The following is a 12918-nucleotide window of genomic DNA, read 5'->3' on the forward strand; positions in this document are numbered from 1 at the left end:
AATCATTGTGCCTGCCTACCTGGTTCTTAGCGGTCGAGCTTGCGCAAGTGTCTGGCGATCACGTCCGCCGCCTTTCGGCCGTCTCGTAATCGGGATGGATGCCGTCGCCGATATGCGTGTAATCCTTCCAGATATCGAGCACGATGGCGCCCGGCAGCTCGGCCTTGAGGCGTGTTGTACCTAGCGTGCGCAACTGGGTGTAATCCTGCTCGCCGATCACCCACGCCAGCCCGAATGCCGACTGGAACTTCGGCAGATCGAGGTGGTCATACTGTGGAGCGACATCAAAAATCGGTGTGACGCCTTTCGACAGCGCGAATTTGCCCACCGCAACGAGGCGGTCGATGCTTGCGTTCATGTCGTTCAGCGTGCACGGCTGCGATTCCGACTGGGGTATGCCCGCGGCGTCCGCATGCAGGCAATCGTTCGCGGTGGTTACCACCACGTACTTGGCCGTGTACGAGGTAAAGGTCGGCGGCAGGGCCACGCGCGACAGGGCACGTTCGAGCTGGGTCTGGTAACTGTCCCAGCCGGCCGGTCCGCAGGTGGCGGCTCCGGGTGCGCAGAACGCACGGGCAAAGGTGCCCGCGCCGGCCTGTGCCTCGCTGATCACATAGCCTGGCAGCTTGCGGTGGCGGGTGAGCGCCTGGCCCAGGCTGAGGTAATTGCCGAAGCCAACGGCGATGCCTCCCAGTGGCGCGTCGGCGCCGTGAGACGGCGTTTTACCTTCGGCGAACGAGGCACCGATCAGCAGCAGGGGAACTTGAGACGGAGGAGGCTGGGACAGTTTTTGCTGGGCGAACGAGGATTGGAAAACCAGCAGACTGCACGCGGCGACAAGCCATTTTTGACTACGCATTACCAAGGTGACTCCCAAAGTGACTGCCGCCGCGCGAGGCGCGCAACGGACCAGCTGACTATCGACATCGCACGGCCGGGGAGCTGCGGCAGCTCCCGCGACTATGTCAGTACGAGACTACTTGGGGCAATCCTCGCGATTGAAAATAAATTTGTCTTCGGCAATTATCAGAGGGCGACGTTGATGCGGCGCGGCGCCTGATACATTTCCTGGGTCATCAGGTCGACGCCGCAGGGCAGGGTGTCGATCCAGTCGAGGAAGCGCGCGATCATGGCGCGGCCCTTGAACGGCGCGCCGTGCTGCGGCACCATCCATTCGGGATCGAGCTTGCGCACCATCTCGACCCAGTAGCGGCAGACTTTGTTCGACACCATGTAGCGCGAGTGAAAGCCGCGCATGTAGGGCAGGTGCTTGTCGAAATCCTGCACCGGGTCCATGGCCAGCCCCTCCGGCAGCATCGATGCCCCCATGTCGCCCGAGAACAAGATGCGGCTGACCGGGTCGAAGAACTGGAAATTGCCTTCGGCATGCAGGAAGTGGGCGGGCAGGATCTGGAATTCGGTATCGCCCAGCGGCACCAGGCTGCCTTCATCCGGAATGGCGATGATGCGGCCTTCGGTTTTGCCTTGCGCGCAAAAATGCGGCACGAAGCGCGACCAGATGGACGAGATCAGCAGTTTGGTATCCGAGCCGGCAAGCCAGCGCGGCAGCGAGGCGATGATGTCGGGATCGGCATGGGAAGCGAACACATAGCGTAGCTGTTTGGGCGGAAAGTACTTGCTCATTTCCATGTACAGCTCATTGTAGGTCAGTATCCCGCCCGGATCGAGCAGGATGCCGGTGCCGTCCTGAACAATCAGGAACTGGTTCGACTGCACCGACGCCCCCTCGCCTTCATCGACCAGGTCGGAAAACATCAGGCAAATGTGCTTGCCGTTATTGAACAGTTCGATCGCCATAATGACCCTACTCATAAAATGGTTTATTCTAAGCCTTAAATTGGTTTTTGGCAATGTTTCCGTTTCATATAGTCTGAGTTGTGCAGCCTCGCGCGGATTTTTGCGGTAGGCTTATGCGGATGACATCAGGAGCAAGCGCATGAGCACACCGTATTCCCCGGCGCAGCCGGAACGCAGCGACATCGACGCCTCGCCGGGCGTCGTGGTGCTGGACTTTGGCACCGACTGGTGCGGCCATTGCCGCGCGGCGGCGCCGCTGATCGAACAGGCGCTGGGCGCGTTTCCGGATGCGCGCCATATCAAGGTCGAAGATGGCAGCGGCCGCAAGCTTGGCCGTTCCTTCAAGGTCAAGCTGTGGCCCACCGTGGTGGTCATCAAAGATGGGCAGGAAGTGGCGCGCGTGGTGCGGCCGGCCGATACGGACGAAGTGCGCAAGGCGCTGGCGGCGTAGACGCATGCCATTGCCTGCCCGCCAGCGCGTGCGGCGGCCTCCCTATCCCTATCCCTGTCAAGCTGTCCCAACCGGCTCCTACGGCGAACGCGGGTGAAATGCGGACGCGTCATGACGGCGCGGATGGCGATGAAAACGCTTAATCCTGCCCGGATGGAGCTCGCTTACCCAGGAGCGCTGCATTTACGGGGCAAACAGTCGCGAAATGTTGTTTTGTGTGTTACGGTTGAGGTAAGGGTGATGCCAGAAAAACATCGCCCCGCGCACCCGATTGGACATCATGATCTTTGCCGCCGACACCGAAGAATGCTCCCTGCTCGTCTTTCCCGACGCGCTGACGGCGTCCGCCTACTGTGACGCGGTCGATGTCGAGGCGACGCTGTGGCGTTTCTGGGATGACGAGGGGGCACCGCTGATGCCGGCGTTCACTGTCCCTAACGAGCGCCACTTTTTCACCACCACCACGGGCGTGTACAGCCTGGTGCCGGTGCGGGAGGGGCAGTATGAATTCTTGTGGGATGCATTGCGGCATATCCGCCAGGTGATCGGGGAAATGCCGTTTACCGACGTGAGCGCGGTGCGCGACTACCTTGTCACGCAATGCGGCGGCCAGCCGTCGCCTTGCTGAACCTCGCGCCATCCGTTGCTTTTGCCCCGTGCGGGCGGGGCGACGGTTCAAGCTGCAGTGCGCGGCTTGAGCGGGACGCTGAACCCGGCGCGCGGCGCCGGGCCAGGCCCCAGCCATCAATTACTGACGATTCGGATTGTTTGGCCGTTCATCGTGACGGTTCGGAACGCCGTCGCCGTCGTTATCGCGTCGCCCGCGTGCCCAGTTACCGCGTTGCATTTCCCAGCGGCCATCGCGCTCCTGCCATGCCGGCGCGGTATAGTGGTAACCCTTGCGGTCGCGGATCCAGGCACCGCGCACCCACACGTGATGATTGTTGCGCCAGTCCCAGTGGCCCGGGGCCCATACATAGCCGCGGCGTGGCGGCGGTGTCCGCTCGGAACGCGGTTCCGGGGGCGCTTCGCGCACGATGATCACCGCCGAGCTGGCGGGTATGGCGGCGCTGCCGAGCGAGCCGGCAATTAGGGCGGCAATCAACAGTTTCTTCATCATCTTCTTCTCCTGGTTATGAACAGTGTTCTACCGTTATACCTCTTGCATAAATGCACGTATGTGCGGATTCGCGCATAGCGTTTCGCGCGCAACATGTTGACTTTTACGTAGCGCGCGCCTATCGTCATCGCCACCATCACCCTACGAGAATAAGCCCATGATCCTGCGCACCACAGCCGTCGTCCTGGCCAGCGCGCTGGCGCTGCCCTGCAATGCGGCCGACGCCAACGGCGCGCGCGACGCATTTTTCGCCAACCTCGGCAAGTTGTGCGGCGCCGTCTACGAAGGCGCATCGGTCGCGCCCAACGATGGCGGAGAAGCCTTCGCCGGCAAGAAGCTGGTCGCCACCGTCAGCGCTTGCAATGCCAGCGAGATCCGGATTCCCTTCGCCGTCGGCGAGGACACGTCGCGCACCTGGATCGTCACCCGTACGCCGTCCGGCCTCACCCTGCAGCACGATCACCGCCACGCCGACGGCACGCCGGACGCGCAAACGATGTACGGCGGCGCGGCCGGCAGCAACGGCAGCGCCATTGCGCAATCGTTTCATGCCGACGCCTACACAGCCAAGCTGATTCCCGCCGCCGCCACCAATGTCTGGACCCTGAGCGTCTCGCCCGACGGCCTGAAACTGAGCTACGCGCTCGACCGCGACGGCAAGCCGCGCTTCAGGGCCGAACTGGTGCAGAGGCGCGTGCCGAATCGATGACAGTTCCGCAGTTCGATGCCGTCATCATCGGCAGCGGCTTCGGCGGCCTGTGCGCAGGCGTGCGCCTCAAGCAGGCGGGCATCGACAACTTCGTCATCCTCGAAAAGGACAAGCAATTCGGCGGCACCTGGTGGGCCAACACCTACCCCGGCTGCGCGGTCGACATTCCCAGCCATCTGTACTCATTTTCGTTCGCACCCAACCCGCACTGGACGCGCCGTTTTGCGGGGCAGGGCGAACTGCTCGACTACACCCGTTCGGTGGTGCGCGACTTCGGCCTGGCGCCGCACCTGCGCCTGTCGACCGCATACGAAGGCGCGCAGTTCGACGAAGCGGGCGGCTACTGGACCGTGCGCACCAGCGCCGGCGCGCTGACCGCCAGAAGCGTCATCAGCGCTCCCGGTGCCCTGAGCCGCGCAGCCATTCCCGCCTTGCCCGGCCTGGACGGCTTTAGCGGCCCCACATTCCATTCGAGCCGCTGGGACCATACGGTCGACCTGCGCGGCAAGCGTTGCCGTCATTGGCAACGGCGCCAGCGCGATCCAGTTCATTCCGGAGATTGCGCCGCTGGTCGCGCAGCTCGATGTCTATCAACGCACGCCGCAATGGATCATGCCGCGTCCGGACCGCATGATCGGCCCGCGCGAGCGCTCCCTGCTGGCGCGCGTGGCGCCGCTGCGGCTGGCCTACCGCGCGCTGAACTACCTGCTGTACGAATCGCGCGCGCCGCTGTTCCTTTACACGCCGCGCATGCTGGCGCTGCCCCAGTGGCTGGCGCGGCGCCACCTGCACAGTCAAATCGCCGATCCGCTGCTGCGGCGCCAGCTCACGCCCGACTACAAGTTCGGCTGCAAGCGGGTGCTGATGGCGAACGATTTCTACCCGGCCCTCACGCGCTCGAATGTGAAGCTGATCACCGGCGGCGTCAAGCAGGTGGGCGCAAGCGCCATCGTCAGCGAGGACGGCGCCGAACTGGCGGCCGACGTGATCATCTTCGCCACCGGTTTCGAGGTCGAGCGCGTGCTGCATGCCGTCGAGGTGCGCGGACGTGGCGGCAAGCGCATGTTCGCCGGCAGCCTGGAAGCCTACAAGGGCTGCACCGTGGCCGGCTTCCCGAACTACTTCACAATTGTCGGGCCGAATACGGGCCTGGGGCACAGCTCGATGATCTACATGATCGAATCGGGCGTCAATTACGCCGTCGACGCCATCAAGACCATGCGCGCACGAAAGCTGCAATCGGTCGAGGTGAAGGAGGACGTGCAGCGCGCCTGGAACGCGGCATTGCAGCGCAAGCTGCGCGGCGGCGTGTGGAGCAGCGGCTGCAAGAACTGGTACCTCGACAGCCATGGCAGGAACTACGCGATCTGGCCCGGTTTCACTTTTACTTACCGCAGGGCTACGCGCCGCTTCGACATCGGCAACTACATCGTGCGGGCTTGAAATGGGAAGCGCATGAAGGTATGCGTCGCGTCGTTGCGACACGCGATGACAGCAGCGAATTCTTGTTTCGGAAAGGTGGAGCAGCAGTGTTATCTCCTGTAAGCTCAATGGGCTTCACATCTTCAAATAGATCATTTTCATGTAGTTAACCCATCGGGAGAAACCATGTTCATGAATAAAAATAGATGTATGTCAGCAAGTTCCTCAGCACGCGCCAGCCTTGTCCGCTTCATCGGAATGATGCTGCTGTGTTGTTTCATTCCACCTGCTTTCGCACAGGAAAGCGCAGCGAACACGAGCGAAGCAGGCATGGGGGCAGACCCCGTCCCCATGCGCTATGGCCAGATTTATCACGTGCAAAATGGCTACATGAACTGGACCGGCGGTTATCTTGACGTGCGCGATAGCCGCTGCAACGGCAACACCTTGTGTGTATCCACCGCTAAACTGGTCAATCGGGACCGGGGCAGTGGCAGCTGGATGATCCTTCCCGTGGATGTGACGAAGAGGAACGGGGACCCGGTGATCGAGGGAGATCACGTGTATGTGATAAATCAATATCCAGCGACAACCGGGACAGGCGATGGCGCTCCCGGCGGCTACCTCGACGCCCGTGGCGAGGGTTGCCAAAGCAACGTGCTGTGCGTGTCGACGTCCCTGACAAAAAATACCAGCGCCAGTAGCAGTAGCTGGCAGATTCTTCCTGCGGGTGGGGTGCCGACGGGACAGTCTATTAATTTAGAGCAGGAAATCCATTTGCTAAATCGTAAGGTTATTAACGACACGCACACGTATCTGGATGTGCGAGGTAACAGTTGCCAGAGCAATTTTCTCTGCGTGTCGACCAGCATCGGCTGGAATCGCGACAAAGCTAGCGGAAGCTGGCGCTTTTTAGCGCGCACTCCATCGCCGTAATCGCGCTGACAGCGGGCCCTGCACGCCGCCGCACGGCGGCGCGCGCGGCATGTGGCGTCAGCTCGCCAGCGGCATCACCAGCGCGATACGCAGGCCGCCGCCTTCGCGATTGCTGACCTGCAGTTCGGCGTTGTGGCGCAACACCACCCGTTCCACAATCGCCAGCCCCAGCCCGGCGCCGTTGGCCTGGCCGCGCGCGCTGTCCATGCGTGTGAAGGGCTTGAGCAGCAGTTCGATATGGTCGTCCGGCACGCCCTGGCCGTGGTCCTGCACTTCGATCACCACGCGCTTGCCCAGGCCGTGCGGCTTGATGCGGCACGAGATGTCGAGTTCCGTAAAGTCGCTGCCTTGCGTCTTGCCGTAGCGGCGCGCGTTTTCCACCAGGTTGTTGAAGACGCGCCGCAGGTCGGTCGCGTTGCCCATCACGTGCACGCCTTCTTCGATGTGGGTGCTCACATGGATGTCGAGCATGCGCTCCGCTTCGCGCGCGGTGTCCTGCAGCAGCTCGCTGATATCGATCGGGACGAACGTGGCCGCCTCGGTCGGCTTGGCGTAGTCGAGGAACTGGCCGATGATGGCGTCCATCTGGCCGATATCGGACTGCATGCCTTCGCGGGCCTCGTTACTGAGCTTGGCCATTTCCAGTTCGAGCTGCATGCGCGCCAGCGGCGTGCGCAGGTCGTGCGAAATGCCGGCCAAAATCACGGCGCGGTCCGATTCGACCTGCTGCAAATCCTCCACCATCTGGTTGAAGCTGCGATTGGCCTCGATGATCTCCTTCGAGCCTTTTTCGGGCAGGCGGTCCGGCTTCTTGCCCTGGGCGATGGCGCGCGCGGCCGCGGTCAGGCGCGCCAGCGGCAGGTTGACCAGGCTCGAAATGAGCGCCGCGCCGACCACCGACAGGGCGCCTACCACCGTGGCCCAGCCGAGCCACTGCACGCCCGTCAGGCCTTCGAGGCGTTCGCGTTCGAGCATCAGCCAGTAACCGTCGTCGTCGATCTTGAAGCTGATCCAGAAGCCCGCGGTACCGTTCACGCGGCTGGAAAAGCGCGTGTCGGCGCCGAGCTTGGATTTGATGATGGCTTCGATTTCCGGCATCAGGGCGCTGTCGGGCGGCGGATCGACCGCGTCCGAACTTTCCAGCGTAAAGATGCGGATGCCTTCGTTGCTGACCAGTTCAAACAGCAGCTCGCGCCGCAGTTCGGGCGCCGAGTGGGTCAGGGCGGCCTTGGTGATAGTCACCACCGAAATGACCAGGTCGGCCGTCTGCTCGACCTGCGGGCCGCGCTGCACCGCGCTGATCATCCCGATCCAGGAGGCCATGGAGACCGTGGTCAGGATACTGAGCAGCAGGAAGGTGCGCCAGAACAGGCCGCTCCTGAGCCAGCTCAGGCGCGTGCCCGGGGGCGTGGTCGAATCGCGCGAAAACACTAGCGTGGCTGGCCTTCAGGAATGAACACATAGCCCAGGCCCCACACGGTCTGGATGTACAGCGGCGAGGAGGGATCGGGTTCGATCAGCTTGCGCAGGCGCGAAATCTGCACGTCCAGGCTGCGGTCGAAGACTTCGTATTCGCGTCCGCGCGCCAGTTCCATGAGTTTTTCGCGCGAGAGCGGCTGGCGCGCATGGCGTGCGAACACCTTGAGCACCGAGAATTCGCCGGTGGTCAGCGGCACCGTGTCGCCATTCTTTTTGAGCGTGCGCGTGCCCAGGTCCAGCACGAACTGGCCGAACTCGAACGATTGCGGCGTTTCCGATGGCGCGCCCGGGATCTCGTCCGGACCTTTGCGGCGCAACACGGCGCCGATACGGGCCACCAGTTCGCGCGGATTGAACGGTTTCGGGAGATAATCGTCTGCGCCCATTTCGAGGCCGACGATGCGGTCCACGTCTTCCCCTTTGGCGGTGAGCATGATGATCGGGGTCTGGTCGCCGGCGCCGCGCAGGCGGCGGCAGATCGACAGGCCGTCTTCGCCGGGCAGCATCAGGTCCAGTACCAGCAGGTCGTAGCGCTCGCGCAGCCACAGCTTGTTCATGGCCGGCGCGCTTTCGGCTGTGACCACCGAAAAGCCTTGTTCGGTGAGGTAGCGGCGCAGCAAATCGCGCAGGCGCACGTCATCGTCGACTACCATAATTTTGGCGGCATGACCATTGGCGTTAGCCTGCGTTGTATTGTTGCCTGAGATCGGGGTCGAGGGTGTGTTCATTTGGCTGTCAGATTTGTCAGATTCATGTCGCTATGGTAACGTCATATCGCCCGATAAAACACCCAGCACGAAGGTCATTACATACTGTTACAAACTTTACCCAATTCGGCTTATGCCTCGGTGCAAATGGTCATACACTGGGTTCAAGCAAGTCAAGCTTATATGTTTACCAGGCATCGCGGAAGAGGAATCATTATGAATAACGCGCACACACAAACCAAGGCAGTCGCAAGCGCACAGCGCTGCGGGCGTGCGTTCGTCCGTCGTGTGGCCGTGTGCTGCCTGCTCGCTTGCGCCAGCTTGTCCATGGCCCAGGCCAATTCCGGCGACAAGGAGCGCGATGCCCAGCGCATCGCGGATGCCCAGCGTGCCCAGCAACAGCAGCGCCAGGATACGCAGCGCCAGTTCGAGGCGCGCGCCGACGAGCAGCGCCGCCAGCTGCAGGCCCAGCAGGACCAGAATGCGCAGAACAATGCCGATGCGGCGCGCCGCGGCGGCCGCATGATGACGCCCGACGAGCGGCGCGACCTGCGTCGCCAGATCAACGAAGCCGGCGTCGACATCTACCGGAACGCGCCGCGCCGCTGACCGCCTTTCCGGGCGCGCCACGGCGCCCGTTCCCGCTGGCACCACCCGCGCCGTCCGCCTCCCCGTCCAAAACCTTACATTTGTTGAGTTTTACGCGTCCGCATGTTTATTTGGGCGGCACAACCTGTTACGCTAGGAAAAACTTACTAATAGCGAAATATACTTGCCAGGTATATAAGCCTGCAATGGAGTGCCGTCGTGTCGATTGAATCATCTGGCCTCAGTGCGCCGCGTTCGCCCGCGGTAGCGGGGGATGCGCAACTTGAGCTGGACCACTGCATCATCAAGCGCCCCGACGGCGTGTATGGCGACCCGAGCGTGCTGGGCACGACCTTCGGGGCCGCCATCGACCGCATTTTCGCCACCAGCTACCTGGTCGACCTCGACTATCCGCTGATGATCAAGGCCATTTACGGCGCCGGTGCTCCTTTGCCGCGCTCGCCCGACGGCCACATGATCATCCGCCTCGCTTCCGATATCCAGCCGTTCAGTCCGCTGCGCCGGCCGCTCTACAAGGCGGTCAAGATCAACCGCGGCAAGGCCGAATACTTTTTCGAGCCGGTGTACGTGCCCGACCCCGACGATCCGGAAGGGCCGGAAATCCTGGCCCAGCTCGATGTGGACGAATTCATCGCCGACATGTGGGGCAAGGGCATCCGCTTCGGCATCGACGTCGAGGCGGTGCGCCAGGCCATCGACGCGGGCAAGTCCGAGCGCGTGGTGGTGGCCAGCCTGCTCGAACCGCGCCCCGGGCGCGACGCGCACGTGATCGAAGTGACCAGCGACTTGCACCGCAGCGACGCGCCGCTGCAACTGGCCAACGGCAAGCTCGATCTGATGGCGTTCCAGAACCGCTTTCCGCAAGTCGACAAGGGCGTGCGGCTGCTTAAAAAGGTGCCGCGCGTGCCCGGCACGGCCGGTTTCGAGCTGTCCGGATTGCGCATCGATCCGCCCATTCCCAACGATACCGAAGTGGCGCCCATGGCCGGCGAGGGCACTGTGGTCGAGGTGTCGGGCGAGGGAGAATTCCTGATCGCCCAGCAGGCCGGCTTTCTGAACGTGGACAGCGCGACCGGACGGATTTCGGTGGGCGACAAGATCGTCAGCCGCGATGGCGTGAGCGCGCGCACCACGGGTAACCTCAAGCTGGCCGGCGACTTCGAGGAATTCGGCGAGGTGCAGGAAAAGCGCGTGGTCGAAGGCGAGGGCATCACCATCCACGCCGACGTCTTCGGCAGCATCATCTCGCGCGGCGGGGCGGTCCTGTTGAACCGCAACCTGGTCGGCGGCAGCGCGCACAATGCGCGCGGCGACATCCGCGTCAAGGGCGTGGCCTCGGGCTCGGTGATTCAGGCCAGCCTGGGCGAGGTGGTCATCAACCGCGCCGAGAGCTGCATCGTGTCGGGCACGCGCGTGACGATCACGCATGCGGTGAACTGCGAGATCATGGCCGACGAAGTCGTGATCAGCCAGGCCGAGGGCTGCGCCATCGCGGCGCGCACGGTCGCGATCAACAGCGCCGGGCCGCGCCGCCAGAGCGAGATGAGCATCTTCGCGCTGCAGCCCGACACGGCGCGCCTGGACGAGGTGATCGCGGCGATGTCCGCGCGGGTCGAGCAGTTCGGCGAGCTGGCGGCGCGCCGCAAGGCCGAGATGGAAGCGATGACCAACGAGCCCGAGGTGCGCAAGTACGTCATGCTGGCCTCCAAGGTGCGCAAGAAGGAGTTGATTCTCACCGAGGAGCAGGTGCCGATGTTCCAGAAGATGGCGCTGGCCGTGGGGCCGGCGTTGAAGGCGATCGCCAAGGTATCGCTGGATGTGAAGGCGGCCGAGACGGAGCAGCAGGCCGGCGCCGCGCTGGTGGCGGAGCTGGTGCGGCAGCGCAGCGACAGCACCGGCGTCAGTTCGGTGGCGGTCAAGCGGCTTGAGGGCGAAACCGTGGTGCGTTCGATGACCTACAACCCGGACGGCACCAGCATCTACGATTTTCCCGCCAAGGACATCAAGCTCAAGCTGCGCACCAAGCGCGCCGTGGGCGATGTGATTTTAGTGGCGGAAGAGGGGGCGGTGGACTGGCAGAGCGGCGCATCGGGCGCATGAGGCGACGCTGCGGCAAAGGGCGTGAAACACGGCCGTTTATTCGCTGACCTTGCCCCGCATCGCCTTGGTCTGCCCGCTGCGCGTCTTGGAATCGAGCCGCTTGCGCTGCGAGCTGCGGGTCGGCCGCGTCGCGCGCCGCACGGTGGGCAGCACGGCCACGCTGTCGACCAGTTCCTGCAGCCGGCGCAGCGCATCTTCCTTGTTCTGTTCCAGGCTGCGCGACTGCTGCGCCTTGAGCACCACCACGCCCGCCTGGGTGATGCGCTGATCCGACAAGGCCAGCAGCCGTTCCTTGATGGCGTCCGGCAGCGACGACGCCACCACGTCGAAGCGCAAGTGCACCGCGCACGAGACCTTGTTCACGTTCTGCCCGCCCGGGCCCTGGGCGCGGATCGCGGAAAACTCCACTTCGCCCGGATCGATGACCGCGCTCACGGCGCCGGCGCAGCGCCCGGCGGCGCCGGCGCATCGTCAGCGATCGCATCGAGCTCGCGATAGCACGCCATCGCCCGTGGCGAGAGGCCCTTGAACAGCACCGGATCGTCCTTGTCCAGGCGCTCGTTATCGACCAGGAGGCGCACCTTGCTCAGGTAATCGGACTGGGTCAGCAAGCGTCCCAGCGGCGACACCGTCACGCCCTTGCGCATGCCGGCCTGTTCGCCGATGGCGGTGACCACGCTTTCGGGGAAATTCCATTCGCGCCCGATGCTGCAGGTGAGGATGCGGGCGTCGCGCACCAGGCGCGCGCAGAACATCTCCGAGCCCAATTCTTTATCGTCACGGCTCATCTGGTCCATGATGCGCAGGGTGACGATCAGCCCCACGTTCTGCACCAGGCCCGCGAGGAAGGCCTCGAAGGGATCGATGCCCATGTCCTCGGCCAGCATGCGGTTGGCCACCGCGCAGCGCTCGGACTGGTCCCAGATGCGCGGCGCCAGCAGGCGCGTGTACTGGCCCGAATTGAGGTCGATGATGGGGCGGAAGGCGACGCTGGTGAGCAGGTGGCGCAAGCCTTCCTGGCCGATCAGCATGACCGCGTGTTCGACGCTGCTGATCGTGGTGCCGCTGCCCTTGAACGAGGTATTGGCCATGCGGATCACGGCCGCCACCAGCACCACATCATTGGAAATGGTACGCGACAGTTGCGCGCCCGAAAAGTTATCGCTGCGCAGGCTTTGCAGCAGCTGCGGCAGCAGGCCTGGCAGGCGCCGCACCAGCGCCGCGCCCGACTGCTGCGACGCCAGGATGGCCGTCAGCGCATCGAGTACCCGGTTTTCATGCGGCGTGGTGTCCAGGCCGGTTACGTCGGCATTGTCGAACAGCCAATTGAAGTAGCTGCCGTTGACCCCGTCGCGTTGCTCGAAAGATAGCTGGGCGGCGCTGCCCACTGGCGCCGCGCTTGCGGCAACGGCAGGTGCCGGCTGGCTGCGTGGCACCTGGCCAGGCGCATCCTGCGCCGGCTCGGAAGCCGAAAAAATTCGCTTCACCCATTGATACATTATCCATCCTTCAAGTTTGCAATTGTCGCCCCGGAATATTGCCGCCCCATTGTAAAGCGTTCCGCTTG

14 protein-coding genes and 1 pseudogene are annotated in these 12918 nt (G+C 63.5%); 8 read left to right on the forward strand and 7 right to left on the reverse strand.

What is annotated here, in order from left to right:
- Positions 1 to 58 precede the first annotated feature (58 nt).
- On the reverse strand, positions 59 to 859 hold the full coding sequence (locus RBA40_RS01440; RefSeq protein WP_306645330.1) for an SGNH/GDSL hydrolase family protein: 801 nt from the start codon (positions 857 to 859) through the stop codon (positions 59 to 61).
- Positions 860 to 1026: 167 nt separating this feature from the next.
- Positions 1027 to 1818, reverse strand: a complete 792-nt coding sequence (locus RBA40_RS01445; RefSeq protein ID WP_306645583.1) for an oxygen-binding di-iron domain-containing protein — start codon at positions 1816 to 1818, stop codon at positions 1027 to 1029.
- Positions 1819 to 1957: 139 nt separating this feature from the next.
- Here RBA40_RS01445 and RBA40_RS01450 point away from each other — a divergent pair, with 139 nt between their 5' ends.
- The gene (locus RBA40_RS01450) at positions 1958 to 2269 is read left to right on the forward strand and encodes a thioredoxin family protein (protein ID WP_306645331.1); all 312 of its coding nucleotides are present in this window, start codon (positions 1958 to 1960) and stop codon (positions 2267 to 2269) included.
- A 280-nt stretch (positions 2270 to 2549) separates the two neighbouring features.
- The gene (locus RBA40_RS01455) at positions 2550 to 2897 is read left to right on the forward strand and encodes a hypothetical protein (RefSeq protein WP_306645332.1); all 348 of its coding nucleotides are present in this window, start codon (positions 2550 to 2552) and stop codon (positions 2895 to 2897) included.
- A gap of 120 nt (positions 2898 to 3017) precedes the next feature.
- Here RBA40_RS01455 and RBA40_RS01460 read toward each other — a convergent pair whose 3' ends face one another.
- Positions 3018 to 3389 carry a YXWGXW repeat-containing protein gene (locus RBA40_RS01460; protein ID WP_370663822.1) on the reverse strand — a complete coding sequence of 124 codons (372 nt, stop codon included), beginning with the start codon at positions 3387 to 3389 and terminating at the stop codon, positions 3018 to 3020.
- Positions 3390 to 3546: 157 nt separating this feature from the next.
- Here RBA40_RS01460 and RBA40_RS01465 point away from each other — a divergent pair, with 157 nt between their 5' ends.
- The 4 genes and pseudogenes from RBA40_RS01465 (at position 3547) to RBA40_RS01475 (ending at position 6456) form a co-directional block, all read left to right on the forward strand.
- Positions 3547 to 4098, forward strand: a complete 552-nt coding sequence (locus RBA40_RS01465) for a hypothetical protein (protein ID WP_306645334.1) — start codon at positions 3547 to 3549, stop codon at positions 4096 to 4098.
- Positions 4095 to 4532 (forward strand): annotated as a pseudogene (locus RBA40_RS33505) (flavin-containing monooxygenase); the annotation flags it as partial. The gene RBA40_RS01465 and the pseudogene RBA40_RS33505, both read left to right, overlap by 4 nt.
- 178 nt (positions 4533 to 4710) lie before the next feature.
- Positions 4711 to 5541 carry a flavin-containing monooxygenase gene (locus tag RBA40_RS01470; RefSeq protein ID WP_306645336.1) on the forward strand — a complete coding sequence of 277 codons (831 nt, stop codon included), beginning with the start codon at positions 4711 to 4713 and terminating at the stop codon, positions 5539 to 5541.
- 165 nt (positions 5542 to 5706) lie between these two features.
- The gene (locus RBA40_RS01475) at positions 5707 to 6456 is read left to right on the forward strand and encodes a hypothetical protein (RefSeq protein WP_306645338.1); all 750 of its coding nucleotides are present in this window, start codon (positions 5707 to 5709) and stop codon (positions 6454 to 6456) included.
- A gap of 57 nt (positions 6457 to 6513) precedes the next feature.
- Here RBA40_RS01475 and RBA40_RS01480 read toward each other — a convergent pair whose 3' ends face one another.
- Positions 6514 to 7887 carry a sensor histidine kinase family protein gene (locus tag RBA40_RS01480; RefSeq protein WP_306645340.1) on the reverse strand — a complete coding sequence of 458 codons (1374 nt, stop codon included), beginning with the start codon at positions 7885 to 7887 and terminating at the stop codon, positions 6514 to 6516.
- Positions 7887 to 8588 carry an osmolarity response regulator transcription factor OmpR gene (gene ompR, locus RBA40_RS01485; protein WP_229413824.1) on the reverse strand — a complete coding sequence of 234 codons (702 nt, stop codon included), beginning with the start codon at positions 8586 to 8588 and terminating at the stop codon, positions 7887 to 7889. The genes RBA40_RS01480 and ompR overlap by 1 nt, the downstream gene beginning before the upstream one ends.
- 270 nt (positions 8589 to 8858) lie before the next feature.
- Between ompR and RBA40_RS01490 the strand changes: the two genes are divergently transcribed.
- Positions 8859 to 9251, forward strand: coding sequence for a hypothetical protein (locus RBA40_RS01490; protein ID WP_306645341.1), 393 nt, complete (start codon positions 8859 to 8861; stop codon positions 9249 to 9251).
- Positions 9252 to 9449: 198 nt separating this feature from the next.
- A complete protein-coding gene (locus RBA40_RS01495; RefSeq protein WP_306645343.1) occupies positions 9450 to 11351 on the forward strand; it encodes a flagellar assembly protein A in 1902 nt (633 codons plus the stop codon).
- Positions 11352 to 11387: 36 nt separating this feature from the next.
- On the opposite strand, the gene arfB is transcribed toward RBA40_RS01495, so the two are convergent.
- Both arfB and RBA40_RS01505 read right to left on the reverse strand, forming a co-directional pair.
- Positions 11388 to 11786, reverse strand: a complete 399-nt coding sequence (gene arfB, locus RBA40_RS01500; protein ID WP_306645344.1) for an alternative ribosome rescue aminoacyl-tRNA hydrolase ArfB — start codon at positions 11784 to 11786, stop codon at positions 11388 to 11390.
- Entirely contained in the window at positions 11783 to 12838 is a 1056-nt protein-coding gene (locus RBA40_RS01505) for an HDOD domain-containing protein (protein ID WP_306645346.1), read from the reverse strand. Before RBA40_RS01505 ends, arfB begins: the two co-directional genes overlap by 4 nt.
- Positions 12839 to 12918: the final 80 nt, after the last annotated feature.

The sequence above is a fragment of the Massilia pseudoviolaceinigra genome (assembly GCF_030846505.1).
Lineage (GTDB): Bacteria > Pseudomonadota > Gammaproteobacteria > Burkholderiales > Burkholderiaceae_D > Telluria_A > Telluria_A violaceinigra.

Excerpts from the sequence above, each read along its gene's own strand:
- RBA40_RS01465 (WP_306645334.1), top strand. The coding sequence starts at position 3,547 with ATGATCCTGCGCACCACAGCCGTCGTCCTGGCCAGCGCGCTGGCGCTG.
- RBA40_RS01445 (WP_306645583.1), bottom strand. The coding sequence starts at position 1,818 with ATGGCGATCGAACTGTTCAATAACGGCAAGCACATTTGCCTGATGTTT.
- RBA40_RS01450 (WP_306645331.1), top strand. The coding sequence starts at position 1,958 with ATGAGCACACCGTATTCCCCGGCGCAGCCGGAACGCAGCGACATCGAC.
- RBA40_RS01440 (WP_306645330.1), bottom strand. The coding sequence starts at position 859 with ATGCGTAGTCAAAAATGGCTTGTCGCCGCGTGCAGTCTGCTGGTTTTC.
- RBA40_RS01455 (WP_306645332.1), top strand. The coding sequence starts at position 2,550 with ATGATCTTTGCCGCCGACACCGAAGAATGCTCCCTGCTCGTCTTTCCC.
- RBA40_RS01460 (WP_370663822.1), bottom strand. The coding sequence starts at position 3,389 with ATGATGAAGAAACTGTTGATTGCCGCCCTAATTGCCGGCTCGCTCGGC.
- RBA40_RS01470 (WP_306645336.1), top strand. The coding sequence starts at position 4,711 with ATGCCGCGTCCGGACCGCATGATCGGCCCGCGCGAGCGCTCCCTGCTG.
- RBA40_RS01475 (WP_306645338.1), top strand. The coding sequence starts at position 5,707 with ATGTTCATGAATAAAAATAGATGTATGTCAGCAAGTTCCTCAGCACGC.
- ompR (WP_229413824.1), bottom strand. The coding sequence starts at position 8,588 with ATGGTAGTCGACGATGACGTGCGCCTGCGCGATTTGCTGCGCCGCTAC.
- RBA40_RS01490 (WP_306645341.1), top strand. The coding sequence starts at position 8,859 with ATGAATAACGCGCACACACAAACCAAGGCAGTCGCAAGCGCACAGCGC.